General features: G+C 51.2%; 24 protein-coding genes and 1 rRNA gene. 6 read left to right on the top strand and 19 right to left on the bottom strand.

Annotation, left to right across the window (positions count from 1 at the left end):
* Nucleotides 1-9: 9 nt before the first annotated feature.
* The 11 genes from PGH32_RS23165 to typA all read right to left on the bottom strand — a co-directional run bounded on the left by PGH32_RS23165 (nucleotide 10) and on the right by typA (nucleotide 11,631).
* On the bottom strand, nucleotides 10-1,086 hold the full coding sequence (locus PGH32_RS23165; protein WP_337895319.1) for a fimbrial protein: 1,077 nt from the start codon (nucleotides 1,084-1,086) through the stop codon (nucleotides 10-12).
* On the bottom strand, nucleotides 1,083-1,694 hold the full coding sequence (locus PGH32_RS23160; protein WP_337895318.1) for a fimbrial protein: 612 nt from the start codon (nucleotides 1,692-1,694) through the stop codon (nucleotides 1,083-1,085). The genes PGH32_RS23165 and PGH32_RS23160 overlap by 4 nt, the downstream gene beginning before the upstream one ends.
* A 41-nt stretch (nucleotides 1,695-1,735) precedes the next feature.
* The gene (locus tag PGH32_RS23155; protein ID WP_314425911.1) at nucleotides 1,736-2,458 is read right to left on the bottom strand and encodes a fimbrial biogenesis chaperone; all 723 of its coding nucleotides are present in this window, start codon (nucleotides 2,456-2,458) and stop codon (nucleotides 1,736-1,738) included.
* Nucleotides 2,459-2,540: 82 nt separating this feature from the next.
* Nucleotides 2,541-5,024: a fimbria/pilus outer membrane usher protein gene (locus PGH32_RS23150; RefSeq protein ID WP_337895317.1), complete on the bottom strand. Its 2,484-nt coding sequence runs from the start codon at nucleotides 5,022-5,024 to the stop codon at nucleotides 2,541-2,543.
* Between the two features lie 106 nt (nucleotides 5,025-5,130).
* Nucleotides 5,131-5,823 carry a fimbrial protein gene (locus PGH32_RS23145; protein WP_337895316.1) on the bottom strand — a complete coding sequence of 231 codons (693 nt, stop codon included), beginning with the start codon at nucleotides 5,821-5,823 and terminating at the stop codon, nucleotides 5,131-5,133.
* Nucleotides 5,753-6,295, bottom strand: coding sequence for a fimbrial protein (locus tag PGH32_RS23140; RefSeq protein WP_443112826.1), 543 nt, complete (start codon nucleotides 6,293-6,295; stop codon nucleotides 5,753-5,755). The genes PGH32_RS23145 and PGH32_RS23140 overlap by 71 nt, the downstream gene beginning before the upstream one ends.
* Nucleotides 6,296-6,764: 469 nt before the next feature.
* Nucleotides 6,765-7,712 carry a fatty acid biosynthesis protein FabY gene (fabY, locus tag PGH32_RS23135; protein WP_314425851.1) on the bottom strand — a complete coding sequence of 316 codons (948 nt, stop codon included), beginning with the start codon at nucleotides 7,710-7,712 and terminating at the stop codon, nucleotides 6,765-6,767.
* Between the two features lie 59 nt (nucleotides 7,713-7,771).
* Nucleotides 7,772-8,209 (bottom strand): D-aminoacyl-tRNA deacylase, encoded by a 438-nt coding sequence (dtd, locus tag PGH32_RS23130; RefSeq protein WP_337895315.1) that lies wholly within the window; start codon nucleotides 8,207-8,209, stop codon nucleotides 7,772-7,774.
* Nucleotides 8,206-9,078 carry a virulence factor BrkB family protein gene (locus tag PGH32_RS23125; RefSeq protein WP_314425854.1) on the bottom strand — a complete coding sequence of 291 codons (873 nt, stop codon included), beginning with the start codon at nucleotides 9,076-9,078 and terminating at the stop codon, nucleotides 8,206-8,208. The genes dtd and PGH32_RS23125 overlap by 4 nt, the downstream gene beginning before the upstream one ends.
* A gap of 2 nt (nucleotides 9,079-9,080) precedes the next feature.
* The gene (gene yihX, locus PGH32_RS23120) at nucleotides 9,081-9,677 is read right to left on the bottom strand and encodes a glucose-1-phosphatase (protein ID WP_314425857.1); all 597 of its coding nucleotides are present in this window, start codon (nucleotides 9,675-9,677) and stop codon (nucleotides 9,081-9,083) included.
* A gap of 130 nt (nucleotides 9,678-9,807) precedes the next feature.
* Nucleotides 9,808-11,631, bottom strand: coding sequence for a ribosome-dependent GTPase TypA (gene typA, locus PGH32_RS23115; RefSeq protein ID WP_314425860.1), 1,824 nt, complete (start codon nucleotides 11,629-11,631; stop codon nucleotides 9,808-9,810).
* 435 nt (nucleotides 11,632-12,066) lie between these two features.
* On the opposite strand from typA, the gene glnA reads away from it, so the two are divergent.
* From glnA to glnG, 3 genes are all read left to right on the top strand, one after another.
* Nucleotides 12,067-13,476, top strand: coding sequence for a glutamate--ammonia ligase (gene glnA / locus PGH32_RS23110; protein WP_314425862.1), 1,410 nt, complete (start codon nucleotides 12,067-12,069; stop codon nucleotides 13,474-13,476).
* 263 nt (nucleotides 13,477-13,739) lie between these two features.
* Nucleotides 13,740-14,789: a nitrogen regulation protein NR(II) gene (gene glnL / locus PGH32_RS23105; RefSeq protein WP_337895314.1), complete on the top strand. Its 1,050-nt coding sequence runs from the start codon at nucleotides 13,740-13,742 to the stop codon at nucleotides 14,787-14,789.
* A 7-nt stretch (nucleotides 14,790-14,796) separates the two neighbouring features.
* Nucleotides 14,797-16,206 (top strand): nitrogen regulation protein NR(I), encoded by a 1,410-nt coding sequence (gene glnG / locus PGH32_RS23100; RefSeq protein ID WP_105594403.1) that lies wholly within the window; start codon nucleotides 14,797-14,799, stop codon nucleotides 16,204-16,206.
* Nucleotides 16,207-16,277: 71 nt separating this feature from the next.
* On the opposite strand, the gene hemN is transcribed toward glnG, so the two are convergent.
* Both hemN and yihI read right to left on the bottom strand, forming a co-directional pair.
* The gene (gene hemN, locus PGH32_RS23095; RefSeq protein WP_337895312.1) at nucleotides 16,278-17,651 is read right to left on the bottom strand and encodes an oxygen-independent coproporphyrinogen III oxidase; all 1,374 of its coding nucleotides are present in this window, start codon (nucleotides 17,649-17,651) and stop codon (nucleotides 16,278-16,280) included.
* A 232-nt stretch (nucleotides 17,652-17,883) separates the two neighbouring features.
* A complete protein-coding gene (yihI, locus tag PGH32_RS23090) occupies nucleotides 17,884-18,414 on the bottom strand; it encodes a Der GTPase-activating protein YihI (protein ID WP_314425870.1) in 531 nt (176 codons plus the stop codon).
* 552 nt (nucleotides 18,415-18,966) lie between these two features.
* Here yihI and yihA point away from each other — a divergent pair.
* Entirely contained in the window at nucleotides 18,967-19,602 is a 636-nt protein-coding gene (gene yihA / locus PGH32_RS23085) for a ribosome biogenesis GTP-binding protein YihA/YsxC (protein WP_314425873.1), read from the top strand.
* Between the two features lie 135 nt (nucleotides 19,603-19,737).
* On the opposite strand, the gene PGH32_RS24755 is transcribed toward yihA, so the two are convergent.
* From PGH32_RS24755 to PGH32_RS23065, 5 genes are all read right to left on the bottom strand, one after another.
* Nucleotides 19,738-19,785 (bottom strand): spot 42 RNA, inhibition of DNA synthesis, encoded by a 48-nt coding sequence (locus PGH32_RS24755; RefSeq protein ID WP_071892919.1) that lies wholly within the window; start codon nucleotides 19,783-19,785, stop codon nucleotides 19,738-19,740.
* Between the two features lie 284 nt (nucleotides 19,786-20,069).
* Nucleotides 20,070-22,865, bottom strand: coding sequence for a DNA polymerase I (gene polA / locus PGH32_RS23080; RefSeq protein ID WP_314425876.1), 2,796 nt, complete (start codon nucleotides 22,863-22,865; stop codon nucleotides 20,070-20,072).
* Nucleotides 22,866-23,269: 404 nt separating this feature from the next.
* Nucleotides 23,270-23,899: a thiol:disulfide interchange protein DsbA gene (dsbA, locus tag PGH32_RS23075; RefSeq protein ID WP_205067625.1), complete on the bottom strand. Its 630-nt coding sequence runs from the start codon at nucleotides 23,897-23,899 to the stop codon at nucleotides 23,270-23,272.
* A gap of 48 nt (nucleotides 23,900-23,947) precedes the next feature.
* The gene (locus tag PGH32_RS23070; protein WP_337895311.1) at nucleotides 23,948-24,940 is read right to left on the bottom strand and encodes a serine/threonine protein kinase; all 993 of its coding nucleotides are present in this window, start codon (nucleotides 24,938-24,940) and stop codon (nucleotides 23,948-23,950) included.
* A gap of 82 nt (nucleotides 24,941-25,022) precedes the next feature.
* On the bottom strand, nucleotides 25,023-25,292 hold the full coding sequence (locus tag PGH32_RS23065) for a YihD family protein (RefSeq protein WP_314425884.1): 270 nt from the start codon (nucleotides 25,290-25,292) through the stop codon (nucleotides 25,023-25,025).
* 78 nt (nucleotides 25,293-25,370) lie between these two features.
* Between PGH32_RS23065 and mobA the strand changes: the two genes are divergently transcribed.
* Nucleotides 25,371-25,955 carry a molybdenum cofactor guanylyltransferase MobA gene (gene mobA, locus PGH32_RS23060; protein WP_314425886.1) on the top strand — a complete coding sequence of 195 codons (585 nt, stop codon included), beginning with the start codon at nucleotides 25,371-25,373 and terminating at the stop codon, nucleotides 25,953-25,955.
* 11 nt (nucleotides 25,956-25,966) lie between these two features.
* On the top strand, nucleotides 25,967-26,479 hold the full coding sequence (gene mobB / locus PGH32_RS23055) for a molybdopterin-guanine dinucleotide biosynthesis protein MobB (protein WP_337895310.1): 513 nt from the start codon (nucleotides 25,967-25,969) through the stop codon (nucleotides 26,477-26,479).
* A gap of 72 nt (nucleotides 26,480-26,551) precedes the next feature.
* Here mobB and rrf read toward each other — a convergent pair.
* Nucleotides 26,552-26,667 (bottom strand): 5S ribosomal RNA (gene rrf / locus PGH32_RS23050).
* Between the last annotated feature and the right edge of the window lies 1 nt (nucleotide 26,668).

Below are 26,668 nucleotides of genomic sequence, written 5' to 3'. Positions count from 1 at the left end.
CATGCTTCCCTACTGAAATTCTGCAACAACGCTGGCATTAGATTCATAATCGCCTTCAGGGACTTCAGCGCCCTTTTTTATAACGGGTGACGCGGTGAGGTTCCATTTACCCTGATTGTTGTCGAACTGGTCAATGTTGTAAAAATGGTTTGGTAAAACAGGGGTTCCTGACTTATCCCATAACGCCACTCCCAGGTTACTGCGATCGAGACCTGCCCCCGTGGTACCCAGATAATCAGGGTTAAAGCTGGCTAATCCTGAACCGGCCGGTTGAATACCCATTTTAATATTAAGATTTCCGGTAGAAAAACTCCCACCTTCGCACTTAACGCGAATAGGAACATCTTTGCGATATTTGGTGTTATTCGCATCTACCCCGGACCCTGGAATATCATCAAAGGGAATAACAATAGGCTCACCCTGATTGACGATGCATTTATCCGGGACGGTAATAATGCCGGAGGTAATCGTAATTGTCGCCAAAGGGAAAAGAGTCACGGGCGCATAACCCAGGCGGCCATAAAGCCTGACTAACTCAGTTCCTTCCAGATTCAAGCCGTTTATTAACTGCTTTTTAATTACAAAACTGAGTCTACCTTCTGAGCCAGACTTGGTATCCCTGATAACATGAGAAGAGGGCGGGACGCAGGATTCAGATACATTATTAGGCCTTCCTGTAAAAGGAACCGTTACAAAATCACCCTGTGAATTGTTACCGCTTATCATGAATACTTCGACCTTGACATCGATGTATTCGTTCAGGGAAAGGTACCCAGACGTTAATGAAGGCATCATCGTCGTCGTGGCCGTATAATAGCGTGGAAGATCATTCATGGGTTGGCTACAGTGTATATCAACGGTATACCTGCCGCCCATATCCCAGTTTCTCCTGACTTCCGTACCGACTTCGCTCGAACTCAAATCCATTTCTGAAATAGCAACATTATATTTAAACCCACCGGGTATTTCTGGTGTAATCTCGCCCTCATCATAAGCCAATGCGGAGAAAGACATTAACAAAGTCGATAATAATCCATACCGCACTGCGCGTCGGAATATTTTATGTCTGGCAGGCCTGTTCATCATAAATACTCCATCATCAGACGAACCATTCCATAGTAACTTCCTGCACCGACATATCTCTGCGTTGACTCCAGAGATGCCATAAATGACAGCGTATTGTCTCCCGGTGTCAACAGGTAAGGCCGCTGGGTCTGATTCAGAGGAAGGACATTGCCTTTGCTGTCCATAAGGCGAAGCCCAAGACCGCGTACCCCTCCTCTGACCATCAGCAAATCGGGGTTAGCCACGTCAGGTTCGCCAGCAAAAGTGAGCGAAATAACCCGTTCATCGGAGATATAGGTTCGGACATTTGTTCCGGTCATCTGGCCGGGAACATCGTCAACGAATCCGTGTGCACCAGCCAGACAATCCTTCATTCTGATCGCAAAAATCACCCGCTGAGAACGATCCCCGGCCTGGTGAAATAACCGGGCACTGACCTCTCCCATATCGATATCCTGTTCCTGAGAGTCGCTGGCCAGGATGCAGGCAGAAGTCAAAACGGATCCATGAAAATGAACCACACCATTTTCACCCTCAACGTCATGTAAATCCCGATGCACGGGGGAGTAGGTGGCGTAGACGCCGCTGCTGAACATGATTGCTGAAAATATTAGCGCTCGGGTAATCATTAAAACATCCCTCTTTGTACGCGGAAAAACAGCGATCCAGGCTATTTTTTTACCTGGTCATCAGGCAGCGAATGGCAAATGGTCCCCTCACAGCGGTATCGTATTTCAGGATGTCCCCCATAGTCATTTACATACATCATAGAAAACTCATTCACATTAACATTTGTGACAGGAATATCTAATGTCGACTTAGGCGGCACCATGATGCCAGGAAATGTTGTAATACGCTCACCTCCTTTGGTAAAGGCTCCTCTGGCCAGTCCAATTACGGTAATAAAATACGGCGTGGGATTATCCGCAACAAACTTATTCCCTTCTTTCTTAAAGGCTAATTTACTTTGCCAAACTTCGCTTTTCTTATCCGGGATGATTGCCGTCGGTCGATAAAACAACTTTATCCTCGACTGCATCGATAACTGTAGCACGTTGGCTTTTTTAGGCTTTGGTGGTATTTCCCTGACGTTGAGATAAAAAATAGATTCGCGATCCTGAGGAAGCGCATCAATGCCATTGGTTTTAGTCACTCTGACCACACCTTTCTGCCCACCATCAATGCGCTGCAGGGCAGGCAATACCAAAAGCGGTGAGGTAATTTTATTTCCCTTGTCATCTTCAATCCATGATTGTGCCAGAAAGGGAACGTCAGGGCTGGTATTTGTCAGGTTCGCACTGGTAGAAATACTTTTCCCTGTGAGGATCATCCTGGTACGATCCAGAGAAATACCGGCATGAGCCGGCCCCATGCTCACAAACAAGCCTGCCATTAATGTTGCTATATTGAGGGATGAAATATTTTTTCGCATAGTAGTAATCCTGTTAGGTCGTGCGCGTGTTCCTGTTACGATTCTATTGGCATGGTAATAAAATTTGCGCCTGCTTTTGCGTCAGCTTTTCCGGGATATGAAGCGTGCATTGTTTCTTTCCTTCCCAGACGGCGGAGAGTTTCTCTCCCGGTTTAATACCAGATAAGTAAGCAATACCGCCGTCCATGATCATCGCGACGCTAACACCATCATCATTCAGCACCTCAGCACCAAACGGCGGTGATTCGCCATTGTGCAAACGTAACTGCGCCATTATCCTTTCCCCCTGGGCCATGGAGAATTTCTCATAGCCAATAGCGCCTTCGGTAAAGGTTGCTGTTGCAATGGCATGCGAAACTTCAACATCCTCTCCCAGCGCATCAACATCTATGCGGGTGTCAAAGCTGTTGTAACTCGCAACGTCAGGCACGACACCAATCCCGAACAGGTTTGTTCGTGTCTGCTTATTGTTAAGGGGAATGCCCGTCACGCTACCGGTGTCTACCATGATGCGTGCCGTATCCTGCGTCGCCGAACTATTATGTATCGCTGCGCCATAGCGGGTCGCAGTGATACCGCCGCGAGCCGTTCCCCCTACAGAGATATAATTATCCTGCTGGTAGCTAATATTCGTATCAAGCTGTGCCATTGCCGCACGATGCTGGTAATAGCCATCTACGCTGGCTTTACCACCCTGATCGGCACCCGCCCGAACACGCCATAAGTTGTTGTAGTCAGTGTTATCGCTATAGGAAGCCATCTGCGTATTTCTTCGTCCCTGCATCTGCAGGTCGTATCCCGCCCAACGACTGTCACCGATCGGCATAGAAATCGAAAAGGACAGGCTGTCATCCTTGCGCCCCTGGTAGCTCGAACGGAATAGCGACAGGTTAGTCGTGATGCCGCGCATTCCGGCGATGCTGAATGTCCGGGATGCAGACAGACCGTAGCGATCCTGGCTCTCTTTATCCCAGTAATTCTGATGGGTATAGGTCAGAAAGACCGTGGTCATCTTATCCGGATCGTCAGCCCAGAATGTTTTATTACCCGTGATGGTATACATCTCTTTATCACGACCCCAGTTTTCATAATCGCTGTAGCGATCGTCCAGGTACTGGGACTGGGTTCTGTATTTTTTCTGCGAGAATCGATACCCTGCAAACGTAATCGTACTGTTGTATTCATCGAAGGTTTTCGCGTAGCTAAGCTTAAATGACATACCGGTTTGTGAATTCTCACCCGGTAATTTGCTGATCGACTGTGTGACATCGGCGGAAACGGCGCCAAGAACATCGAGATCGCGCCCAATACCCGTTGACCAGGCGTTATAATGGCTCCCGGAGAGTAAGACCCCTCCGTATACCGACCATGAATTATTTAATCCCCATGAGAAATCGCCGGTATAAAAAGCAGGGCCCTGAATTTTATGGTCATACTGTGAAGGACGGCCAACAGAGGTGTTATACCGTATGTAACCGGGGCGCGTCAGGTACGGGATATTTGCCGTATTAACTTTGAATGTTGTTACAGAACCATCCTGTTCTTCAACCTTGACATCCAGTTCACCCCGGACGGAAGAGTTCAAATCCTGGATATTAAATGGCCCGGCGGGGACCGTTGTTTCATAAATAGTGCGCCCGCTCTGGCTGACCGTCACCTTTGCATTACTTTTGGCAATACCACGAACCTGTGGAGCATAGCCCTGCAGGTTCGGAGGCAGCATACGTTCATCGCTGGCAAGATTGATGCCGGTAAAGCGCACGGTATCAAACACTTTTGAATTAGAATAAATTTCCCCAAGGGTTATTTTTGCCGCCTGCATGGGCAGAGGGCGGTAAGCATAAATCTGGTTAAATTCGAAATTATGCTCATGCTCACTGCCGGAATAATCGCCCTGATACTGCGCACGCAGGCGCCACGCACCAAGATTCACCCCCGTCTGACCGTAAGCAGAGAAGCTGGTGGTTGAACCCGATCCATTCTTTACGCGGCGGGTAGTTTGCCCGCTGATACTGTAATCCAGCAGCAGACCAGGTACACCGTTATCCCAGCGCTCTGGCGGCACCCAGTCAGGATCGGAATATTTCATCCATGCCTGTGGAATAGTGATATCCAGCGCACCGTCCTGGTTAGCAATGTTTGCACTGGGTATGGTTGTAATATCTAAACAATTATCATCTATTTTTCTCACCAGTTTTAACGCCTTCTCTTTCAGAGCCAGCGCTTCAACCATATTCGGTGTCAGGCACGCGAGGGTTTTGTTTTTATCATCAGGAGAGACAATGTAGGTCACTTTATCCTGTTTATAAAATCGACCGTTAATCTTTATATCCAGGAGATACCTTGCGGGTGCAACGTAGTTTTTCTCGGCAAAACGGGAAAGGTCAACGTTTCCACGATCGGATGCTTCCAGCGCATCCACGCTGAATTCAACTGAATCACCGATTGCCATGGAAGAGTGAACAATTAAGCACAATATCAGATTCGCTATGGATAATTTGTATCTGCTGTTAATAAAAAATAACATTAAATTATCTTCCCAACCCCACATACTTCAAACAACAAAAGATATGCACGGAATTATTAAAGGAGTCATCCTTGCCTCACTCAATTCATTTCAGTTGAGACTTTTATTAAAAATAATCCATAAAGAATCTAACAGTGGCGTAAAACTCACCCGACAGAATATTACTGCTTAAAGGCACTATAGTGGCCTTAAAGTTAAGCGTGTTAACGCCGTCGTTTAACGGAAAATCAGACGTGGGTACCCCCAGCCTCACTCTTTTTCCATTAGCGTCGCTCAGGCGAATACCGAATCCTTTCGCGTCTCCTGTAATACCAATAAGTTCATTTCCTTCTCTGACCTTATCACTATTGAAGGTTATTTTCGCACTGCGATAGTAAAGACCAGGGTAGATTTGGCTCTGTAGCGAACAGTCCGTCAGGCGTATATGGAAAGCGTGCGTCAGGTTGTTTCCTGAGCGGCTCAAAATTTCATGTGCGGTAATCTGACCAAATTCAATCCATTGTTCGCGATCCTGAAATTCTATCTCACACGCGGCCTCAATAATTTCGCCATTCAACCTCATTTCACCCGGGGTACTGTCCGGTGTAGATGCCGCTGGCGTAATGGTGATAAAGCTATATAACAGGGCAAAGCAAATCCATTTGCGCAAACTCATCTTTCCTCTGCCTGTTGCTGGCCGAATAAAGGCGGTTAACGCAGAGAAAAACCCTGCGTTAACCACTACAGTATTATTGATAATCGATGCGGAAGCTGATTTGTGAGTTAAAATCACCCGGGGTGACGCCGGCAGATGAGCCATCTGCCTTCACATACGCCATAAATGGAATGACTGATTTTCCACTGTTCAGATTAACTGGCGCAGAAGCCTGTCCCCATACAACATCTTTATTGCCGTTATCGGTCAAGCCAATACCTGCACCTTTTGCTGTACCTGAAAGCATCGCCGCCAATGAGGAATCACTGGTATTTTCAGTATTAGGAGTATAGGTAACAGTAGCGTGCTGAGCGACAGTAAGATCGCAATCCTGCAGCTCGATATCTTTCTTAATGTTACCGGCCCTTGCACCATTCTTCAGCGCAGAAGTTGGAATCTCTGCAAAATCGACTTCAACCGGGCTGGAGGTAGCCGCCAGACCACAGGCTGAATTAACTAGCGATCCTTTAAAGTTAATTTGACCGTCTGTCGGATTGCCCGAATAAGCTGCAAGTGATGCTGTGGATACACATGCTAAGGCCATGCCCATTGAGATCAGAATTTTGTTCAATTTCATTTAATTACATCCTTGATATGGGATTAAAAAACAACATCGCATTTCATTTGCTATGCTTTATTCAATTTACCAAGCAAAGGGGTTAAATAGAATTGAATTTATTTGATAATAACAAATGCGATATAAAACACCGTTATAAAACGGAATTAAAAACAAAGAAAAAAAATAATGAAAGCAATAAAAAAGCACAAAAAAACAATAATACACATCAAATAACCAGGTTGAATATAAAATACGACCCCATAAAAAACAGATAAAACATAAAATAAAAACAAGAATAGTATGTGATAAATTATAAAAAACATATAGTTATAGCTAACTTTTATTATAAATAAAAATATATTTAGCTAAATGCAAAAAAAATCAATCGTATTATACCTAAAGAGAGAATGTTATTTTCATGCAGAATAATTCACTATAAAAAAAACCGACCAGGTTGGTCGGCTCATACTTTGACTCGTCATTCAGGTCAGTATAACGACTGCCCTGAACCTCCTGATTCCAGCGGTCCCTCCGGATCGGCAGGTAAAACGATGTAGACACCCTCAAATACCGCGCCCGATTCATCATTACCAAACAGCTCAACTTCCAGCTGCACTCGCGCTTTACGGCCGCGGGCAAGGCGATCCAAATCACCGCTGAGCGATCCCAAATCAGCAATCGCGCCGGGTTTGCCGCTGATGGGTTTGCTATAGCGAATATGGGCATCAGCCAGGATGATAGTCCCTCCCAGATGACGCTCACGCAGCAGCAGCCAGATGAGCCCCCAACCGGTCAGCGTGGCGAGAGAGAACAGACTGCCGGCAAACAACGTATGATGAGGGTTCTGATTACCGGTCTCAGGCATGGTGGTGATAAATTTCTGCCCGGTATACTGCAGGATGCGCACGCCCATCTTTTCGCTCAGAGGGATATGTTCATACCACGCCTGCTGCAGCTGGCCGCACCAGTCTGCGCGGTGCAGAATATCGTCGAGCGTGACGACCGGTTTAATCATTAAAAAGTGGCGCACCGGCGTGGTTTGCGGCGCGGTGATCTCGCCTTGATTGAGATAGCCAAGCTTGGAGAAGAAATCGACGGCATCTTCACGGGCGCTACACACCACCCGCTTAACGCCTTCCTGCCTGGCAACGGATTCCAGCGTCATTGCCACCAGCGTTCCCAGTCCCTTTCCCTGCACAGAAGGGTGGACCGCAAGAAAGCGAATCGCCGCTTCGTTATCCGCATTGATGTACAGCCTGCCGACGGCAACCGGCTGCCCCTGCTCATCTACCACCATCTGGTGATGCGCCAGGGCATCCCAGGCGTCGCGCTCCGATCCCATTGGCTGATGCAGCGGTTTACGCAGCATCTCCCAGCGGAACTGATAGTAGGTATCTAACTCTTCAGCGGTTTCTGGCACCCGGAGGTGATACATAAAATGATTCTCTCTGTCTGCGCTTGCCAGGCTGTTCCTTTGCCGTTCGGCCAGCGGCGTCAAACCTGCAACCAGAAGGTTACCGGACCATCATTCACCAGAGACACCTGCATATCAGCGGCGAATTTCCCGGTTTCCGTCGTTATCCCCTGTTCACGGCAGCAGGAGGTGAAATACTCATAAAGTTTTTCAGCCTCCGCTGGCTCGGCACCCCCTGAAAAGCTGGGGCGCAGACCCTTTTGCGTATCGGCCGCCAGCGTAAACTGTGAAACCACCAGTACGCTGCCCTTTGCCTGCTGCACGTTCAGGTTCATTTTATCGTTCTCGTCGCCGAAAATACGGTAGCCGAGCACTTTACTGGACAACTTACGCGCACTCTCAGGAGTGTCCCCTTTTTCCACACCAAGCAGTACAAGCAGCCCTGGTCCGATTTCCCCGATGGTTTCGCCTGATACCGCGACGCTGGCAGCAAGCACCCGTTGAATTAAGGCAATCATAGTTCCTCGTTCTCTTTTTCTTGTTCTTCTTGTTTCAGCTGACGGTAGTCACCCAGCGAAGCCGTGATTTCTGCGCCTAACAGTACGATACACCAGGTCCAGTAAACCCACAGGAAAATAATGGGTATCACGGCCAGGACCCCATAAATCAACTGGTACGAGGGGAACATCGTAACATAGAGGGCAAAACACTTTTTACCCAGCTCAAACAGTACGCCCGCAATCAGTGCCCCGACAAGCGCATCGCGTCCTGCAACTTCAGTGGTGGGCACGATGCTGTAGAGTAACCAGAATGAAAGACAGGAAAGCAGCAGGGGGAAAACCCGCAGCATGACGTCTATCGCCCAGGAAACACCACTGACTGTCGCCCAGTGGAGGGAGAGCAAATAAGAGCTTATCGCCAGGCTTGCTCCCACCAGCAGCGGCCCCAGAGTCAGGATCATCCAGTAGATAGCAAAGGAATAGATCAGCGGCCGCGTCCTTTTACTTCGCCAGATGGTATTTAGCGCAGAATCAATGGAATACATCAGCAGCAGCGCGGTCACGATTAGCCCACCCACGCCGACCGTCGTCATTTTATTAACATTAGCCACGAACTGTTCAAGGTAGTTCTGGATGGTTGTCCCCGCAGCAGGAACAAAGTTGCTAAAGACGAAATCCTTAATCTGCGTACTGACCTCTGAAAACATCGGAAACGCAGCAAACAGTGAAAATACGACCGCCACCAGCGGAACCAGAGACAGCAGTGACACATAGGCGAGATGACCTGCCAGCATGGTCATACCGTCTTCATCCGTACGCCGCCACAGCAGTTTTAAATACTGCCAAAAAGCATGCAGGCGGTGCCGGGCGTGGTTAAGCAAGCGCACGTCTATTTACGGTCAGCAAAGAAGGCCGGCACCACGCTGGCATCGGTCACATGCACACTGTGAATGCCCAATGCGCGCGCGGCCTCAACGTTTTCAAGATTATCATCAAGGAAAATCGCATCCTGGGCGGAGGCTTCTTCTTCGTTCAGCAGGCGCTGGAAAATTTCAGGGTCCGGCTTACGCAGTCCCATTTCCTGAGAAAGGTAAATTTTATCAGCGGCGTTTCTGACTTCAGGATATTCGGTCGGCCAGAATTCACAGTGCAGCCGGTTGGTGTTAGACAAGATGACAACGCGATCGCCCTGCTCCCGCAGTCTGTGCATGATGGCTATCACTTCCGGGCGTACGCCGACAAATACGGCCTGCCAGCCGGCAGCGAACTGCTCAAATCCGAGGGCAATATCCAGCTGCTCACACATTTTTGCCGCAAACTGCTCGTCGCTGATTTCACCGCGTTCGTGCTGGAAAAAAGGCTCGCCCATATGAAAGCGGCTTTGCAGCGTGGCCAGCGGTACGCGGCCGAGATCGCTCCAGGCACCCAAAACCCGCCTGAAATCAATATCTACAATGACGTTACCCAGATCAAAGATATACAGCATAGCCTCTCCTTTTGTTCCGCTGAGTTATTTACTCTAGCGGTAAAACCGGAGGCTGAACAGGTAACGGTAGGAAACTGTGGACAAAAAAAAGGCCGGATTGCTCCGGCCTTTACTTAACTGAATCGACGTATTAAGACTCTTTCGGTCCGCGGTTTGCGCGTTTGCGATCGTTCTCAGTCAGGTGACGTTTACGAATACGTACCGACTGCGGAGTCACTTCTACCAGTTCGTCATCATCGATGAATTCCAGAGCCTGCTCCAGAGTCATTTTCTGTGGTGGAACCAGAGTGGTGGCTTCGTCAGTACCGGAAGCACGCATGTTAGTCAGTTTTTTACCGGTCAGGCAGTTCACGGTCAGATCGTTAGAACGTGAGTGAATACCGATGATCTGGCCTTCATACACTTCTGCACCGTGACCCAGGAACAGCTTACCGCGATCCTGCAGGCTGAACAGGGCGAAGGCTACCGCTTTACCCTGGCCGTTAGAGATCAGTACGCCGTTCTGGCGCTGGCCCACTTCGCCCGGACGAATGTCGTCGTAATGGCTGAAGGTGGAGTACAGCAGGCCGGTACCGGAAGTCATGGTCATGAATTCGTTACGGAAACCGATCAGACCACGGCTTGGGATCTCGTAGTCAAGACGCACGCGGCCTTTACCATCCGGATCCATGTTTTTCATGTCGCCTTTACGCTCACCCATCGCCTGCATCACGGAGCCCTGGTGCTGCTCTTCGATGTCGAGGGTCACGTTTTCGAATGGCTCTTGCTTACGGCCTTCGAATTCACGGAAGATTACTTTCGGACGGGATACCGCCAGTTCGAAACCTTCACGACGCATGTTTTCGATCAGAACTGACAGGTGCAGCTCACCACGACCAGAAACACGGAACGCATCGGCGTCCGGCGTTTCTTCAACGCGCAGCGCCACGTTATGCACCAGCTCTTTGTTCAGACGGTCAAGGATCTGACGAGAAGTCACATACTTACCTTCTTTACCGCAGAACGGAGAGGTGTTAACGCAGAAGAACATGGTTACGGTTGGTTCATCAACGCTCAGGGCCGGCAGCGCTTCCACGTTCTGCGGATCGCAGATGGTGTCAGAGATGTTCAGCTCACCCAGACCGGTGATGGCGATGATGTCGCCCGCTTCCGCTTCAGTCGCTTCGATACGCTCCAGGCCCATGTGGGTCAGAACTTTACCGACTTTCGCGTTGCGAGTTTTACCTTCGCTATCGATCACAGTGATCTGCTGGTTAGGGCGAACCTTACCACGCTTGATACGACCAATACCGATTACACCCAGGTAGTTGTTGTAGTCCAGCTGCGAGATTTGCATCTGCAGTGGCGCTTCCAGCTCAACCTGTGGTGGAGATACGTGTTTCACGATCGCTTCGTACAGCGGAGTCATATCTTCCGCCATATCGCTGTGATCCAGACCCGCAATACCGTTCAACGCCGAAGCGTAGATAATCGGGAAGTCCAGCTGCTCGTCGGTTGCGTCCAGGTTTACGAACAGGTCAAACACCTGATCCACAACCCAGTCAGGACGCGCACCAGGACGGTCAACTTTGTTGATAACTACAATCGGCTTCAGACCATTAGCAAACGCTTTCTTGGTCACGAAGCGGGTTTGCGGCATAGGGCCATCCATTGCATCCACAACCAGCAGCACCGAGTCAACCATTGACATCACACGCTCAACCTCACCGCCGAAGTCGGCGTGTCCTGGGGTATCCACGATGTTGATGCGGTAGTCGTTCCATTTAATGGCGGTGTTTTTTGCGAGGATGGTAATCCCACGCTCTTTCTCCAAATCGTTGGAGTCCATTACGCGTTCAGTTGCTTCGGTACGGGCATCGAAGGTCCCGGACTGCTGCAGCAACTTATCAACCAGGGTAGTTTTACCATGGTCAACGTGGGCAATAATGGCGATGTTACGCAAATTTTCGATCACAGCTTTGCCTCAGGCATTAGAAATAGCGCGCTATTGTACACGGATTAATCGAAGGACTGAACAGGATCACATATTTCATAGAAATATAACTGTTCGGATTGCATTTAGAACCATTTACAGTGCAAAGATTGCACTGCACGGAAAGATTGCACCAAAACAGTGCCCAGTTATCATACAATGGCACTAAAATAGTGCATCTTTTCCATCGTGGTGCATTCCTCGTCTTCCGAGAGGGCGCATCATAGCGCTTTTTGCACCGAATAAAAAAGTTGGCATAGATTTCGCTTAGTATCTGTAAGCGAAAAATGCCAGTTTCCACAACGGTTGATAGCTTGTCAGAGCACTTTAATTTCAGGAGTCAGCGCGGCTAACGCAAAGCGCGACCATAAAGTTCTCTAACCACGACGACAATGACAAAATCCAGGAGAGTTAAGTATGTCCGCTGAACACGTTCTGTCGATGATGAACGAACACGAAGTCAAATTTGTTGACCTGCGTTTTACCGACACTAAAGGTAAAGAGCAGCACGTGACCATTCCCGCTCATCAGGTTAACGCTGACTTCTTCGAAGAAGGCAAAATGTTTGACGGTTCCTCGATTGGTGGCTGGAAAGGCATCAACGAATCCGACATGGTTCTGATGCCAGACGCGACTACAGCGATGATCGATCCGTTCTTCGCCGACTCTACCCTGATCATCCGTTGTGACATCCTCGAGCCAGGCACTCTGCAGGGCTACGACCGTGACCCGCGTTCCATCGCTAAGCGTGCAGAAGACTTCCTGCGCTCTTCCGGCATCGCGGATACCGTGCTGTTCGGACCAGAACCTGAGTTCTTCCTGTTCGACGACATTCGTTTCGGCAGCAGCACTTCCGGTTCTCACGTAGCGATCGATGATATCGAAGCCTGCTGGAACACCGGTAAAGAATACGAAGGCGGCAACAAAGGCCACCGTCCAGGTCTGAAAGGCGGCTACTTCCCGGTGCCACCGGTCGACTCTTCACAGGACATCCGTTCTGCCATGTGTCTGACCATGGAGCAGATGGGCCTGGTCGTTGAAGCGCACCACCACGAAGTGGCTACCGCTGGTCAGAACGAAGTGGCAACCCGCTTCAACACCATGACCAAAAAAGCGGACGAAATTCAGATCTACAAATACGTTGTTCACAACGTGGCTCACGCTTACGGCAAAACCGCTACCTTTATGCCTAAGCCAATGTTTGGTGATAACGGTTCCGGTATGCACTGCCACATGTCCCTGTCTAAAGGCGGCACCAACCTGTTCGCCGGCGACAAATACGGCGGCCTGTCTGAAATGGCGCTGTTCTACATCGGTGGTGTTATCAAGCACGCTAAAGCGATCAACGCCCTGGCGAACCCAACTACCAACTCCTACAAGCGTCTGGTCCCAGGCTATGAAGCGCCAGTTATGCTGGCTTACTCTGCCCGTAACCGTTCTGCTTCTATCCGTATTCCAGTGGTTACCAGCCCGAAAGCACGTCGTATCGAAGCGCGCTTCCCGGATCCAGCGGCTAACCCGTACCTGTGCTTCGCTGCACTGCTGATGGCTGGCCTGGACGGCATCATCAACAAGATCCACCCTGGCGATGCAATGGACAAAAACCTGTACGACCTGCCGCCGGAAGAAGAAGCTGAGATTCCAAAAGTGGCCGGTTCTCTGGACGAAGCGCTGGCTGCACTGAACGAAGACCGCGAGTTCCTGACCCGTGGTGGCGTGTTCACCGAAGATGCTATCGATGCTTACATCGCCCTGCGTCAGGAAGAGATGGATCGCGTGCGTATGACTCCGCACCCAGTTGAGTTCGAACTGTACTACAGCGTTTAATTAGTAGTAGCCCGGCGAATATCCTGTCGCTGAGAGGCGGCAACCAAGACCGAACCCGCATGGCATCGCCCTGTGGGTGAGATTAAGGAACCCGCCATGCTCCAGCACGATAAACGCCTGGGATTTTGTTGCCGTGGAAACTTTCAGCCCATCTTAGGATGGGCTTTTTTCTCCACAAATTCATCGTTTAACAAGATGATTTCCGGGTTAAAAGACTATAATGCACTAAATTAGTGCGCACGAATGACTCAGGAGAACGCTTTATGGCAACTGGCGCTCTGCCCGATGCTGGGCAGATTCTCAATTCACTGATCAACAGCATTCTGTTAGTTGATAGCGAGCTGGTGATTCATTATGCCAATCCCGCAGCACAGCAGTTGCTGGCGCAAAGTTCCCGCAAGCTTTTTGGTACACCGTTACCGGAACTGATTGGTTATTTCTCTCTGAATATTGAAGTCATGCTCGAGAACCTGGATGCAGGTCAGGGCTTTACCGACAGCGAAGTGACCCTGGTGGTCGACAGTCGCGCCCACATTATGTCGCTGACCGCACAGCGCCTGCCGGATGGCCTGATTCTGATGGAAATGGCGCCGATGGATAATCAGCGTCGTCTGAGCCAGGAGCAGCTGCAGCACGCGCAGCAGGTTGCTGCCCGCGACCTGGTCCGTGGTCTGGCGCATGAGATTAAAAATCCGCTGGGAGGATTACGCGGCGCAGCACAGCTGCTGGCCAAAGCGCTCCCTGACCCGGGTTTAACCGAATACACCAAAGTCATCATTGAACAGGCTGACCGCCTGCGCAATCTGGTTGATCGTCTTTTGGGCCCGCAGCAGCCGGGTATGCACGTGACTCAGAGCATCCATCAGGTTGCTGAACGCGTGGTGAATCTGGTTTCAATGGAACTGCCCGATAACGTTTCTCTGGTACGGGATTACGATCCCAGCCTGCCGGAGCTGCCGCACGACCCCGACCAGATCGAACAGGTTTTGCTTAACGTCGTCCGCAATGCGCTACAGGCGCTGGGTGACGGAGGGGGAACCATTACGCTACGTACCCGCACGGCGTTTCAACTGACGCTGCACGGTACACGATACCGCCTGGTGGCGCGCATCGATATTGAAGATGACGGCCCGGGCATTCCGGCCCAGCTGCAGGATACCCTGTTTTACCCGATGGTCAGCGGCCGCGAAGGCGGCACCGGGCTGGGGCTGTCGATCGCCCGCAGCCTGATAGACCAGCATTCCGGGAAGATAGATTTCAACAGTTGGCCCGGACACACTGAGTTCTCAGTTTATCTGCCTATTCGCCAGTGAGGTTTCTATGCAACGAGGGATAGTTTGGATCGTCGATGACGATAGCTCCATCCGCTGGGTGCTTGAACGCGCGCTCACTGGAGCCGGTTTAAGTTGTGTCACGTTTGAGAGTGGCAATGAAGTGCTGGATGCGCTCGCAACCAAAACCCCAGACGTTTTATTATCAGATATTCGTATGCCCGGCATGGACGGGCTGGCGCTGCTTAAACAGATTAAACAGCGTCATCCAATGCTGCCGGTGATCATCATGACCGCCCATTCCGATCTGGATGCCGCCGTCAGTGCTTACCAGCAGGGTGCGTTTGATTACCTGCCTAAACCCTTCGATATCGATGAAGCGGTGGCGCTGGTTGAGCGCGCTATCAGCCACTATCAGGAGCAGCAGCAGCCGCGCAATCAACCTGCCAGCGGGCCAACGACCGATATCATCGGTGAAGCGCCGGCCATGCAGGATGTCTTTCGCATTATCGGCCGCCTCTCACGCTCCTCGATCAGCGTCCTGATCAACGGCGAATCCGGTACCGGTAAAGAGTTAGTGGCGCACGCGCTGCACCGCCACAGCCCGCGGGCAAAAGCCCCTTTTATTGCGCTGAACATGGCGGCGATCCCCAAGGATTTGATTGAGTCAGAGCTGTTTGGCCATGAGAAAGGCGCATTTACCGGTGCCAATCAGATTCGCCAGGGCCGCTTCGAGCAGGCAGACGGCGGTACGCTGTTCCTTGATGAAATCGGCGATATGCCGCTGGATGTTCAGACCCGGCTGCTGCGCGTCCTGGCCGACGGGCAGTTTTATCGCGTGGGCGGCTATGCCCCGGTGAAGGTGGATGTGCGCATTATCGCGGCGACCCACCAGAACCTGGAAATGCGCGTGCAGGAAGGTAAATTCCGTGAGGATTTATTCCACCGCCTGAACGTTATCCGCGTACATTTGCCGCCGCTGCGTGAACGCCGTGAAGACATTCCCCGTCTGGCGCGCTATTTCCTGCAGGTGGCAGCCCGGGAACTGGGCGTAGAGGCAAAAATCCTGCACCCGGAAACGGAAACCGCCCTGACCCGGCTGCACTGGTCCGGCAACGTACGCCAGCTGGAAAATACCTGCCGCTGGCTGACGGTAATGGCAGCCGGACAGGAAGTACTGATTCAGGATCTGCCCCCGGAGCTGTTTGAAACCTCTACGCCGGACAGCCCGAGCCAGTCCCTGCCGGACAGCTGGGCGACGCTGCTGGCGCAGTGGGCCGACAGGGCGCTGCGTTCCGGTCATCAAAACCTGCTGTCGGAAGCACAGCCGGAAATGGAACGCACGCTGCTGACGACCGCACTACGTCATACCCAGGGCCACAAGCAGGAAGCCGCTCGCCTGCTGGGCTGGGGGCGCAACACGCTGACCCGCAAACTGAAAGAGCTGGGAATGGAGTAACGGCGCTTCGGTGACGATTGGATAGATAAAAGGCGAGCCGCCTGCGGCTCGCCTTTTTTTTACAGGCTGATTTAGATCACCCGCGAAAATTGCTGCCTGCGGGCCTTCTGGCGTAGGTAACTGTCAAAGCACATACAGATATTCCTTACCAGCAATCGTCCCTTAGGCGTTATCTCAAGGCCCTTCTGGTGGCTATCCACCAGCCCGTCGGCGATCAACGGCTCCAGCTGCTGCAGATCGTCAGCAAAGTAGCGCTGAAAATCGATTCCCCACTGCGTTTCGACCGCTGAATATGACAGCGAGAAATTGCACATCAGACTCTTGATCACATCGCGTCTGAGGCAGTCATCATCAGTGAGCTGCAACCCGCGCCAGAGCGCCGTTCTGTCCTGCTCAATCGCGGCGTAGTAATGCTTCAGCTCCTTCTGGTTCTGCGCGTAACTATCCCCGATCATGCTAATGGCCGAAACGCCCATACCCAACAGGTCGCTGTCTCCCTGAGTGGTATATCCCTGGAAATTACGGTGTAGCTTTCCGGCACGCTGCGCAATCGCCAGTTCGTCATCATGGCGTGCGAAATGGTCCATGCCGATAAACTCATAGCCCTGAGCGGTCAGGAAAGAAATCGTCTGCTGCAGGATATCCAGCTTCTGTTGTGCGTCGGGCAGATCTTCCAGACGGATCTTACGCTGGGCCGCGAACAGTTCCGGCAGATGGGCATAGTTGAATACGCTGAGACGATCCGGGTTAAGATCGGCCACCTTTTGCAGGGTAAACGCAAAACTCTCTGCCGTCTGATGCGGCAGGCCGTAGATCAGATCGATATTGGTCGAGGTGAACCCAAGCTGGCGCGCACGGGCCATCAGCGCAAAAATCATCGCCTCATCCTGCACCCGATTAACGCTTTGCTGGACCTGCTTGTTAAAGTCCTGCACGCCCATGCTCAGACGGTTGAATCCCCCCTCTCGCAGATGATCCAGCACATCCAGCTCTATTTCACGCGGGTCAACTTCAATCGACATTTCAACATCAGCGGCAAAATTAAAATGCTGGCGCAGAGTGGTCAGCAGACGGCTTATTTGGGCCTTCGTGAGAAAGGTCGGCGTACCGCCTCCCCAGTGCATCTGGCTGACGGTACGCTGGCTGAACAGCGGCGCGCGGGCCGCAATTTCCTGCACCAGCGCATCCAGGTAGGCATCCGCCTTATGCTGCTGGCGCGTGACCTGTTTGTTACAGCCGCAGAAATAGCACAGCTGATGGCAAAACGGGATATGCAAATAGAGAGACAGTGCCCGATCGGGATAACGCGACGCCGCGTGTAAAAATGCGCGTTCGTCGTAGTCCTGATTAAATTCCAGGGCCGTAGGATAAGAGGTGTAACGCGGGCCGGAGGTGTTGTACTTCTGAATTAACGGGAGATCCCATTCTGCTTTCTGCATCTGCATGCTCGCCTACCTTATACGCTTTCGGACAGACCGTCGCGGGACAGGGAGAGGCCGGCTGACGATCCTGCTACGCAGCCGTGCTTTCAGGCGTGATAGCCGCTGTAGTTTAACGAACAACCACCCCAGCCAGCACAACAGAATCAGCGCAATAATTGATCCAGGCCAAATCATCAGCAGAGAAACCGATTATTACAGGCAGAGCAGAATTGCCCTGCCTCAATTTATGACGGTATCAGTTCCCGCCCTTCAGCAGGCGATACATATCTTCTTCCGCAGCGTCATCTTCTACATCGTCGTCCAAAGCAATGCCCAGCTGTTCCATCAGTACATCGATACGGTCCAGAGCCTGATCCAGCCATGCCTGATCTTCAGCAGACAGCGACTCACCGCTCTCCAGACGATCCAGTAGGGCATCAAGCCGTTCGTCGTTCTCCAGCATCGCCAGTTCTTCCTGCGGCGTCAGACGCGGTTTTTTCTCCGGCTGTGCCTTGGGTGCTTTTGCAGGCTTAACCGGTTTTGCGACAGGGGCATCTCCGCCCAGTGCGATGGGCTTTTTGCTGCCGATGCGCGGATCTTTCGTTTTGCTACCGCTGCCGGTTTTCTGGCTCTCTGCAACAGGATTGGACCGGCTGCCGGTCGCGTTACCGCTGCGTTTTTTGTCACGCTTGCGATCGCGCGCTTCCTGATTCAGTTCATCGCGGGTTTTGCGCTTATTTTTTGCAGCAGGTTTTTGTCCCTGTGGCGTGCGTGCAGGTTGCTTCATGGTTTCTGCTCTCAGACGTTTATCTTCAGTATAGAATTGCGGCGGAATCTAGCAGAAAGCAGAGAAAGAAAAAAGGCGGCAGGTCACCCTGTCGCCTTTTTTCGCACCTTCCACAGAAGGGCTGACGGTGTCAGCATCCATTTTAGCAGCCAACATCCCGGTTTTCCTTTGCAAAGCGCCCACATCCCGGTGAGCTCCCATCCTGTTGTGCGATGCCTTCGCACTTTCCTTTCCCTGCTCATCATCATCATGATGCTCACTGAGCGCTTCATCCTGAAGTGAAACAGCCTGTTTCTGCCATCAAATGTAGACTAACCAGTCCGACTATCAAGGCTACGCGTTGATTTTTAGTTTTTTTTTGAATATGAAAAAAACAACGCGATGAAAATAAACATGTTTTTTCAAAAGCCAGATCAAAAAGCAGAGAGTACCACCAGGGTTTATGGCAAATATCTCACAGAGAATACCAGGGGTATTATGTCTTATCGGGCGCTTTTCGATCATACAGGGTATAATCAACGCAATTCACTTTTTTCCCTGGAGTATTTTATTTTGTCTGGCTGGAATTATCACGTCACCCATTTTGTCACCAGCGCCCCGGATATCCGCCATCTGCCAGCCGATACCGGCATCGAGGTTGCTTTTGCCGGGCGTTCTAACGCGGGTAAATCCAGCGCGCTCAATACGCTGACAAATCAGAAAAGCCTTGCCCGTACCAGTAAGACACCAGGCCGCACACAGTTAATCAACCTGTTCCAGGTGGCTGAGGGATACCGACTGGTGGATCTGCCCGGCTATGGCTATGCCGAAGTGCCGGAAGAGATGAAGCTGAAATGGCAGCGATCGCTGGCTGAATATCTGCAAAAACGCCAGTGCCTGAAAGGTCTGGTGGTGCTGATGGATATCCGCCATCCGCTAAAGGATCTCGACCGTCAGATGGTCATGTGGGCCGTACAGAGCGGAATTGAAGTGCTGATACTGCTGACCAAAGCCGACAAACTGGCTTCCGGGGCGCGTAAAGCGCAGCTGAATGCCGTTCGTGAAGAAGCGAAAAGCTTCCTCGGCACGGTGGACGTTGAGGCTTTCTCATCGCTGAAGAAAATTGGCGTGGATAAACTGAAGCTGAAGCTGGATACCTGGTACAGCGAGCTGCCACCCGCGACTGAAGAAGACGAAATCAGCGAATAACCCACCTTCGCACGTCTTTCGGCAGGTCAGCTTTATGCTGGTCTGCTGCTTGTACCAGCGCAATAATTGCGCAAAATCCTGTACGACGCCCAATAAAAAACGCCCCAGTCATAACGACTGGGGCGGCTAAAATATTCAGCCAAATCCGATTACGTGAAGTAAAAGGTCTGAAAGATAGAACATCTTACCTCTGTACCCTACGCGATAAACTCTACATGATTTTTTGAGCGCTAAAAAGGGTTTTTTGTAGTTAATTTTCAGAAAACGACAGTCAGGATCCAACATTCGTCACAGAATGACGGCCTTTTTGTAGCTTAATTACTTAAAAAATGCTTTAAGCTGAAATGGTTAGCACTGCGGGTAACTACAGGCTGCCCGGGGTCAGAAGCTGAAACGATTAAATAGATTATTTTCTTATCGCTGATTGCGGCCGGGAAGCAGACTGTCCCGGCCCTGGCTGCGCGTGATTAATGCGCCTGATCCCAGTTGTCGCCAACGCCGACATCAACTCTCAGCGGCACATCCAGTTTCATACTGTTCTCCATAAGTTGACGGATTTTATCCGAAGCCGCGTCAACGGCATCCGCCCTGACTTCAAAGACCAGTTCATCGTGTACCTGCATAATCATCTTCACAGCCGGGTCGGCCTGCTGGAGCAGCCAGTCGTCCACGGCAATCATCGCTCGTTTGATAATATCCGCTGCCGTTCCCTGCATAGGGGCGTTGATCGCCGCACGTTCCGCGGCCTTACGACGTATAGCATTACTGGCTTTGATATCCGGCAGATACAGCCGACGCCCGTCCAGGGTCGAAACGTAGCCCTTTTCAGCCGCCAGCTCACGGGTACTCTCCATATACTGCAGCACCCCAGGATAGCGTTCGAAGTAGAGATCCATATACTTTTTCGCTTCGCCGGCACCGATATTCAGCTGTCGCGACAAACCAAAGGCACTCATACCATAAATCAGACCGAAGTTAATCGCCTTCGCGCTACGTCGTTGTTCACCGCTCACCTTATCCAGCGCCACGCCAAAGACCTCAGCAGCGGTCGCACGGTGGATATCCTGCTCATTGGCGAACGCAGTCAGCAGCCCTTTGTCCTGGGAAAGGTGGGCCATGATACGCAATTCAATCTGTGAATAGTCGGCCGCGACAATGACGTGCCCTTTCGGAGCAACAAAGGCCTGCCGGATGCGGCGCCCTTCATCATTTCGCACCGGAATATTTTGCAGGTTAGGATCGCTGGAAGAGAGCCTTCCGGTCGCAGTCACGGTCTGGTGGTAGGAAGTATGCACGCGCCCAGAGAGCGGATTGATCATTTGCGGCAGCTTGTCGGTATAGGTCGACTTCAGCTTGGATAAGCCGCGGTGCTCCAGGATGACTTTCGGCAGTGGATAATCCAGTGCCAGCTCGGCAAGCACTTCTTCGCTGGTCGACGGTGCGCCGCCCGGGGTTTTCTTGGTGGGTTTGATACCCTGCTTTTCAAACAGAATCGTTTGCAGCTGCTTAGGCGACGAGAGGTTAAACGGTTCGCCGGCGAGTTCATGCGCCTTCAGCTCCAGTTCCGCCAGCCGTGTACCCAGCTCTTTTGAATGCGCGGCCAGTATTTTCTGGTCGATGAGCACCCCGTTACGCTCAATGCGTGAGATAACCGGCACCAGCGGCATTTCGACCTGCTCAAAAACGGCTTTGGGTCCCTGCTCTTTCTCCAGTTCCGGCCACATTTTCAGGTGCAGCTGTAGCGTCACGTCGGCGTCTTCTGCCGCATAGTGTGCAGCCTGCTCAAGCGCTATCTGGTTAAAGGTCAGCTGGTTTTTACCTTTACCAGCAATCTCTTCAAAGGTGACCGTTTTATGGTTTAGCCAACGCGAAGCCAGGGTATCCATATCATGCCGCCCTGCAACGCTGTTAAGCGCATAGGACTCCAGCATGGTGTCGAAACGAATGCCTTTTAATTCAATATCATAGTTCTTCAATACGCCGCGGTCGTATTTGAGATTCTGTCCCACTTTAAGCGCATTATTATCTTCCAGCAGCGGTTTGAGGCGTGACAGGACAGTGTTGCGATCCAGCTGATCGGGAGCATCAAGATAATCATGTGCCACCGGCAGATAAGCCGCTTCTCCCGGTGCAATGGCAAATGACAGGCCCACGATATTGGCACTTAGCGTATCCAGCGAATCCGTTTCAAGGTCAAAGGCAAACAGCTCGCTACGCTGAAGCTTTGTCATCCAGCTTTCAAAGGTTTCTTCATCCAGAATGGTGACGTAACCGTCCGATGACAGTACGCTGGTCGGCGGCTCCTCAACAGCGGTTGCCGCTACAGCCGCAGCTTTCGCTTTCGGCGAAGAGGTGCCGCCCGCTTTAGCCTGTAGCCATTTACCTTCTTCCAGATCGACGATCCAGCGGCGGAACTCATACTGTTTAAACAGGCCCAGCAGTTCTTCCGTCGCCGGTTCGTTTACCGTCAGTTGGTCACAGGTCTGATCCAGCTCAACGTCGGTCTTGATGGTTGCCAGCTGATAGGATAGCAGCGCCATCTCTTTATTCTGCTCCAGCTTGGCCGCCATGGTTTTTGCACCGCGGAAGGTTAAACCGGCCACGCTATCGAGATTGGCATAAATATCCTTAATGCCACCCAGCCCCTGAAGCAGCGCCTGTGCCGTTTTCTCCCCCACGCCGGGTACGCCTGGAATATTGTCCGAAGAATCTCCCATCAGCGCCAGGAAGTCGATTATCAGTGAGGGGGGAATACCATATTTTTCCTTCACCTCTTCAGGCCCGAGGATGGCATTGTTCATCGTGTTGATCAGCGTAATATTTGGCGTAACCAGCTGAGCCATATCTTTATCGCCGGTACTGATCAGTACGGGTTTACCCATTTTTTCAGCTGCCAGCGCCAGCGTGCCGATTACGTCATCGGCTTCAACCCCGGAGACGGCCAGCAGTGGCAGGCCCATAGCCTTCACCATAGTATGCAGCGGCTCTATCTGTGCACGCAGGTCGTCCGGCATCGGCGGACGATGAGATTTGTACTCTTCAAACAGCTCGTCACGGAACGTCTTGCCTTTAGCGTCAAAGACGACCGCCACATGGCTCGGCTTATATTGCAGTAGCAGACTGCGCAGCATGTTCAGCACGCCATACATCGCCCCGGTGGGTTCACCAGCACTATTGGTCAGCGGCGGGAACGCATGGTAAGCGCGGTACAGGTAGGAAGAGCCATCTACCAGGATCAGCGGGTTTTCTGCAATTTGGGCCATAGGTCGTCACGTTCTTGATTAGTTTGGATGGGTGTTAAGGATGCCACAGCTCGACATCAAAGATAAAACCGCAATGGTCATTATTCACAGAACAATTGCCGTTTTGCGTCATACCTCGACAAAAAATTCTGTGGATAAGTTTGTGTGTAAATTCAATAACTCACTGTTATTCGTGAAAGAAGAATAACAGAGTAAAAAAATATAATGCTATTAATCATGATGTTGCGATGAATTCCAACAGAAGAAAATGGCCCTGGCGGAATTATTATTATGTGGATATTAGTTAAAGGGGTAGTGGGGAAGAGGGTTACCGGGCAGATACTGATTTTAATTCATTTCGTCATAGTTGGTAGTAAACAGGCAAAAAAACGCCGGCATGAACGCCGGCGCTTCAATAAGAGAAATTACTTCTGGCCGATCAGGAATTTCACCACGTTCGCATACTGCTGAACATAGTTATCCATTGAACTGGTGTCCAGACCACCGTTGTTAACCATGTATTTCCCGTTAACAAACATCGCCGGAACGCCACGCAGATCCACATCGGCTGCCGCTTTTTCCTGCTGAGCGACCAGCGATTTCACTACGAAACTGTTCCATGCTGCATCATAATCCTCTGGCTTAATACCGGCAGCTTTCACGAAGGTATCCTTCAGGCTGGCAGGATCGGTGATCGTCTGGGTTTTCTGGATGCCGTCAAAAATAGGCGCGGTGACTTTATCTTCAACACCCAGCGCCATCGCAACAGCCCATGCCTGAGTAACGGTTTTACCCATGTCGCCACCTAAAAATTCAACATGGTATTTGGTGACTTTGGCATTAGCCGGCAGGCCTTTTTTTACTGCATCGCTGACGTGCCAGACACGCTCAAACTCATAACAGTGCGGGCAGAAGAATGAAAAGAACTCCAGAACCTGCGGCTCTCCGGAAGCGGGTTTGTCCAGCGTGACATACTGCTGACCATCGGTGAACTGTGCAGCAGATGCGCTGAATGCCAGCACCATACCGACAAGTGCAAACCAAATTTTTTTCATCGTGAAACTCTCTCCTAGTTACTACTCAGTAGGCGTACCAAAGGGTGATTACACCTGGAAATCAGGCATCAGCTGTAGAGGAGGCTCCTGCAGCAGCTTGTCCTGTTCATTAAATATGGAAATCTGACGCCGCCAGAAATCCTCATCCGTCATCCACGGGAAACTACCTGGGAAAGCCGGGTCATCCCATCGGCGAACAACCCACGCCAGATAATAAACCATCCGCATAGCACGTAAAGGCTCAATCAGTGACAATTCGTGAGCATCAAACTCACAAAACTCACTGTAGGCTTCCAGTAGAATATCCCACTGGATCCGCTGCTCTTGCCGGTCGCCATTTATCAGCATCCATAAATCCTGCACGGCAGGACCATTACGTGCATCGTCCAGATCAACAAAAAGTGGACCATCCCGCCACAGAATATTGCCCGGATGGCAATCTCCGTGCAGACGCAGAGGCCGCCACTGAGTATGCCAGCAGTTTTGTAAAGTTGTGCGTAACCGCTCGATACTGACTAATAAACTGTCCTTCAGCGCCCTCGGCACCAGCGCGCTGTTAGCCAGAGTCTGTAAAGGCCGATCGATATATTCCGACAGGCCGATTGTCGGCCGGTGTTGAAAAGTCGCCCTGCGCCCTGTCTGATGAATGCGGCCAAGGAAACGGCCAACCCATTCCAGCTGATCGTAATTATCCGTTTCATACTGACGGCCACCCAGGCTGGGAAAAACGGCGAACCAGAAGCCCTGATGCTGATGCAGCATCTTCCCCTGCAGGTTTAACGGTGCTGCAATGGGGACTTCATCCGCCAGCAGTTCGGCGGAGAACTGATGTTCTTCTTCAATCTGCTGCTGCGACCAGCGCTGAGGCCGATAAAATTTGGCAACGTAGCGGCGCTTATCTTCATCCGTAAACTGGTAAACGCGGTTTTCATAGCTATTCAGCGCTGTTAGCCCGGATTCAACCCGCAGGCCGGTTTCCCATAATGCATCCAGGATGGTATCAGGAGTAAGCGTTTGGAAGTTAAAAGCAGCGTCAGTCATCCGGCAGGCTCATTGATAAGTTCGTGAGTATAGCCGCTAAGAATATCATCAAATGCCTGTGACTTAGGCCACAGGGGGAGATTTAATCTTTAATCACACCTCGAGCGCGAAGCAGGGCGGTCTTGAAATCTTCTTCATAGTCCTTCTTTAATCCGGGGATTTCCGCGCTTTTGTCACTGCCCCGCATCTTAAGATGATAGATAAGAACGTCATCTGTAAGTTCTTCAATCGGCTGCTTAAACCCTGCTTCATTGGCCATTTTCTGTAAAAACTGCATAAGGTTGAGATCGGGATCCTGCTGCCACGCGGGCTGCAGCAGGCTAATAAGTTCGTTAAGACGATGGCATTTCATAATGTTGTTCCCTGAATAAATGCACTTCAGTTACGATATCAGGCTACACGCCAAACTTGAGAATAGGACACAGAAAGAATGGCTATCAACTCAAATTCTGAACCTCCAGCTATCACCGGAGTGATTCTTGCTGGCGGCCGCGGCAGCAGAATGGGAGGCCAGGATAAAGGACTGATTATCTGGCATCAGCAGCCGCTTTATCACCACGTACTACAGCGTTTAAAGCCCCAGGTTGATACTGTATGGATTAATGCCAATCGTAACCTTGCGGCATATCAACAGAGTGGCTTTGCGGTTATCGTCGATACCCTACCTGATTTTCCCGGTCCCCTGGCGGGGATGCTGGCCGCACTGGAACAGGCCGAGACCGAATGGGTGGTTTTTTCTTCCTGCGATACCCCGCTGCTACCCGACAATCTGGTTACGCATTTATGGCGTAATAAAAACTGTGCGCTGGCCGTGTGGGCCTGCTCAGAGGAACGGGATCATCCGGCACTGGCTCTGATGCATCGCAGCCTGGCAACACCGCTTAGAGAGTATCTTGAACGCGGCGAACGCAGACTGCTGCTTTTTTTACGGCAGGCCGGTGGGCACGGCGTTCTGTTCAGCAACGCCGGTGCAGCCTTCAATAATATTAACAACCCTGAAGATCTTAAAAACTGAATGGAATTCGTATGACGATCCCACTACTGTCAGTCTCCGCATGGAGCGGTACGGGTAAGACCACGCTCCTGAAACAGTTAATTCCCGAACTTAAATCACGAGGTATCCGCTGCGGACTGATCAAACACACCCATCATCAGATGGAGATTGATACACCGGGGAAGGACAGCTATGAGTTGCGCAAAGCCGGGGCCGACCAGGTGCTGGTGGCCAGTCAGTTACGCTGGGCTTTAATGACAGAAACACCACAGCAGGACAGGCTCGATCTACATTATCTTGCCAGCAGAATGGATGCCTCGGTATTAGATCTTATTCTGGTGGAAGGATTTAAGCAGGAAGAGGTCGCCAAAATTGTGCTGCACCGATCCGGTTCGGGTAAACCGCTGCCCCTGCCGCTGGATCAATGGACGATTGCTGTTGCCAGCGACGTCAATATTAAGCTCGATATGCCTTGTCTGGATTTAAACAACGTCGCTGAGGTTGCTGATTTCATTGAGCGCTGGCTGTCGGTGCAAAGAAAGTAGATTAAGCGGGGATTATCAGGTGCGTAAACGCAAAAAGGCCACCCGTAAGGGTGGCCTTCTGCTTTATTTGATGCCTGGCAGTTCCCTACTCTCGCATGGGGAGACCCCACACTACCATCGGCGCTACGGCGTTTCACTTCTGAGTTCGGCATGGGGTCAGGTGGGACCACCGCGCTAAAGCCGCCAGGC

It is taken from the genome of Erwinia sp. SLM-02, from assembly GCF_037450285.1.
Lineage (GTDB): Bacteria > Pseudomonadota > Gammaproteobacteria > Enterobacterales > Enterobacteriaceae > Erwinia.
Note: the sequence above shows the minus strand (reverse complement) of the source record. Positions and strands in the feature narration are given on the sequence as shown.

What these genes read in the sequence shown, in the direction of transcription:
- PGH32_RS23165 (WP_337895319.1), bottom strand. Translation starts at nt 1,086, where the DNA reads ATGATGAACAGGCCTGCCAGACATAAAATATTCCGACGCGCAGTGCGG.
- PGH32_RS23160 (WP_337895318.1), bottom strand. Translation starts at nt 1,694, where the DNA reads ATGATTACCCGAGCGCTAATATTTTCAGCAATCATGTTCAGCAGCGGC.
- PGH32_RS23155 (WP_314425911.1), bottom strand. Translation starts at nt 2,458, where the DNA reads ATGGCAGGCTTGTTTGTGAGCATGGGGCCGGCTCATGCCGGTATTTCT.
- PGH32_RS23150 (WP_337895317.1), bottom strand. Translation starts at nt 5,024, where the DNA reads ATGTTATTTTTTATTAACAGCAGATACAAATTATCCATAGCGAATCTG.
- PGH32_RS23145 (WP_337895316.1), bottom strand. Translation starts at nt 5,823, where the DNA reads ATGGCTCATCTGCCGGCGTCACCCCGGGTGATTTTAACTCACAAATCA.
- PGH32_RS23140 (WP_443112826.1), bottom strand. Translation starts at nt 6,295, where the DNA reads ATGAAATTGAACAAAATTCTGATCTCAATGGGCATGGCCTTAGCATGT.
- fabY (WP_314425851.1), bottom strand. Translation starts at nt 7,712, where the DNA reads ATGTATCACCTCCGGGTGCCAGAAACCGCTGAAGAGTTAGATACCTAC.
- dtd (WP_337895315.1), bottom strand. Translation starts at nt 8,209, where the DNA reads ATGATTGCCTTAATTCAACGGGTGCTTGCTGCCAGCGTCGCGGTATCA.
- yihX (WP_314425857.1), bottom strand. Translation starts at nt 9,677, where the DNA reads ATGCTGTATATCTTTGATCTGGGTAACGTCATTGTAGATATTGATTTC.
- glnA (WP_314425862.1), top strand. Translation starts at nt 12,067, where the DNA reads ATGTCCGCTGAACACGTTCTGTCGATGATGAACGAACACGAAGTCAAA.
- glnL (WP_337895314.1), top strand. Translation starts at nt 13,740, where the DNA reads ATGGCAACTGGCGCTCTGCCCGATGCTGGGCAGATTCTCAATTCACTG.
- glnG (WP_105594403.1), top strand. Translation starts at nt 14,797, where the DNA reads ATGCAACGAGGGATAGTTTGGATCGTCGATGACGATAGCTCCATCCGC.
- hemN (WP_337895312.1), bottom strand. Translation starts at nt 17,651, where the DNA reads ATGCAGATGCAGAAAGCAGAATGGGATCTCCCGTTAATTCAGAAGTAC.
- yihI (WP_314425870.1), bottom strand. Translation starts at nt 18,414, where the DNA reads ATGAAGCAACCTGCACGCACGCCACAGGGACAAAAACCTGCTGCAAAA.
- polA (WP_314425876.1), bottom strand. Translation starts at nt 22,865, where the DNA reads ATGGCCCAAATTGCAGAAAACCCGCTGATCCTGGTAGATGGCTCTTCC.
- dsbA (WP_205067625.1), bottom strand. Translation starts at nt 23,899, where the DNA reads ATGAAAAAAATTTGGTTTGCACTTGTCGGTATGGTGCTGGCATTCAGC.
- PGH32_RS23070 (WP_337895311.1), bottom strand. Translation starts at nt 24,940, where the DNA reads ATGACTGACGCTGCTTTTAACTTCCAAACGCTTACTCCTGATACCATC.
- PGH32_RS23065 (WP_314425884.1), bottom strand. Translation starts at nt 25,292, where the DNA reads ATGAAATGCCATCGTCTTAACGAACTTATTAGCCTGCTGCAGCCCGCG.
- mobA (WP_314425886.1), top strand. Translation starts at nt 25,371, where the DNA reads ATGGCTATCAACTCAAATTCTGAACCTCCAGCTATCACCGGAGTGATT.
- mobB (WP_337895310.1), top strand. Translation starts at nt 25,967, where the DNA reads ATGACGATCCCACTACTGTCAGTCTCCGCATGGAGCGGTACGGGTAAG.